The following is a 2,439-nucleotide window of genomic DNA, read 5'->3' on the forward strand; positions in this document are numbered from 1 at the left end:
GCATAAAAAACCCCCGGGGGGCTTGCGCCCACCGGGGGTTCAGGTCACCCCGCCCGTCGCCGGGCGGTGTGCGCCGTTCTTACATGAACGACGGGATCAACGGTGCGTCGATCTGCACCATCTCACGGTTGCCAGCTGCGTCAAAGAAGAACAGCAGACCCGCGAAACGGCTGTCCGGATCGTAGATGATGTCGGACAGACGATACACTTCCCACGCTGCGTCGGAAGCTTGCACTTCCACCGTGCGCGTCTCACCCGGGGCGATCGCGCTGTTGTCGCTCACGCTCAGGCCGTCTTCCGCCAACAAGTCTTCCGGATAACCGGTCTTGTCGGTCAGCACGTCGCTGTCCAGGAACCGCACCGAAGCGGTGTAGAACTCACCCAGACGCACAGCGGAGCTGCCGTTGTTGGTGATCGTCAGCTTCATCCGCATCGCACGACCCGGCACGCGGTAGGAAGCATCTTCCACCTTCACCGCCACCGTCGCCTTGTGGTCTTCGATCGGCTTGATGCCACGCATCGTGCCAGCCTGCAGCGGAATGGTGATCGGGTACTTGCTGTTGGCGCTCGACATCGCGAAGATGACGATCAGGATCGTCGCCGCCGTGAAGCCCATCGCCACCTTGCGGTCACCCGACGAGATCAGCTCGTCCGCACGACCCGCATCCGTCATCAACAAACGCGGCATGAAGATCGGACGACGGCACCAGTACAACATCCACGCTGCACCAATGGCATACCAGAAGAAATGCCAGAAGTAGATGTTGCTCAGGTTGTAGTCTTCCAGATCGATCGTCTGGCCGGTCAACGTGGTGATCGGGTTCTTGAAATCACCCATCGAACCTTCGATCGTGATCCACTTACCCGGTCCGATGATCGGACCACCGCCCTGTACGTTCATCATCGTGTGAACGTGCCAGTCGCCAGGACGACGGGCCTTCAACACCACTTTGAACTCGTACGTCTTGCCGATTTCCAAACGTACGGAACGCGGCACCAGCTGTCCACCGATGTACGATTCCTTACGAATGAAGACCGGACCCGGAATACCAATGTTCAGGAACGATACGTCCGGCTCGGCCACCGATTCCGGCCAGCCTTCGAAGACGTGGAACTTACCTTTGATTTCCACGAAATCGTTGACGTTCACTTTCTCTTTCGACCAGGTCAGGTCGAACCAGTGAATCGTCCGCATACGCATGAAGGCCGCCTGCGACTTCTCACCATGAGCCGACGCCGTCGGCGCGTACAGGCTCGTCGCCGCAACACCGGCCAACAGGCCGAGTACCGACCACTTGGCAATCCGGTCTTTTATTTTTTTCATGAGTCCTCCTCTTTCGAGTCTTTGCATGATGGGTGTGTCCCGGGCTTCCGTTTTCTCAGAACCCGTGGACCAGCGCTCTGTTTCAGCTCTTCTCTACAAACCGATTAGGTCTGCTTCAGGAACCGCTCGGTCGCGAACCAGCGACCCACAAAGTGCCACATGAAGTAGATCAGGATCGACATGAACGCAGAGAAGAAGGCCGACACCGGCGCCACGTCCTTACCGAACGTACGCAGCGTGCCCTTCTCAACCATCCGGATGTATTCCGGCGTACCGGTACGGACGTAGTTGTAACCCTGAATGTCCGCAATCGACATCAGCATGCCGCTGTATTCCACCGGCACGTGAATCGGTGCAATGATCGGCCAGTTGCCCGGATAGAAAATCAGGCCCCAGCCCATCGCGCCCACGATCGCCGTGAACAGGTAGCTGCCGCTCAGCATCAGCATCGTGTCGAGCAGGATCGCGCCCGGGGTCAGAATCGCCGGGAAGACGAAATTGACCGGGAAGTAGGTCCAGCCCCAGAAGTTGAAGTAGCGGTTGATCCACTCACCCAGCAACAGGCCCAGCACGCACACCGTCGCGCCCCACGGTTGACGATACCGCTCCCACAGGTACGACTGTACCGCCGCCGGGAACGTGATCAACACGATCGGGGTCACCGTGACCCACAGTCGACGATCTTTCCAATCCGACCAGAAATCCCAGTCGCCCATCGTCAACATCGCGTGAATGTGGTAGGAACCCACGATCACGAAAAAGACGACAAACAATGCCATCAAGTCGACCGTACGCGAAACCTTGACGGCCTCGGCGTGAGAATGAACTGCACCACTCGCAGCGCTCATACGTTACCTCCAAAGAGTGAACATTTTCTTTTCGTTCCCCCGGTGGCTCGACCTCCCAGGCCAGCCCACCGCTCCCGCTTCCCTGCGCTAGCCGGCGGCAGGTGGTCCGCTCGCGCGCACCACCCGCCCCGACCGCTCCACTTATTTGGCGATCAAGCCCTGATCAACCGCTTCGCAGATGTCACGACCAATCAGCTTGGTGAAGCTGTAGAAGGTCTGGGTCAACGTACCCATCACCGCCAGCGCCAACCAGCCGAAGATCACGAA

At 58.8% G+C, this 2,439-nt stretch carries 2 protein-coding genes; both read right to left on the reverse strand.

Translation table 11 applies throughout. The features are described from left to right. Positions 1-79: 79 nt before the first annotated feature. Complete coding sequence (gene amoB / locus ACW73L_RS22030) at positions 80-1,324, reverse strand: bacterial ammonia monooxygenase, subunit AmoB (protein WP_129884071.1); 1,245 nt, start codon at positions 1,322-1,324, stop codon at positions 80-82. A 104-nt stretch (positions 1,325-1,428) separates the two neighbouring features. Further along, entirely contained in the window at positions 1,429-2,172 is a 744-nt protein-coding gene (gene amoA / locus ACW73L_RS22035) for a bacterial ammonia monooxygenase, subunit AmoA (RefSeq protein WP_129883941.1), read from the reverse strand. Positions 2,173-2,439 lie beyond the last annotated feature (267 nt).

The organism is Methylolobus aquaticus (assembly GCF_054172105.1).

What these genes read in the sequence shown, in the direction of transcription:
- amoB (WP_129884071.1), bottom strand. Translation starts at nt 1,324, where the DNA reads ATGAAAAAAATAAAAGACCGGATTGCCAAGTGGTCGGTACTCGGCCTG.
- amoA (WP_129883941.1), bottom strand. Translation starts at nt 2,172, where the DNA reads ATGAGCGCTGCGAGTGGTGCAGTTCATTCTCACGCCGAGGCCGTCAAG.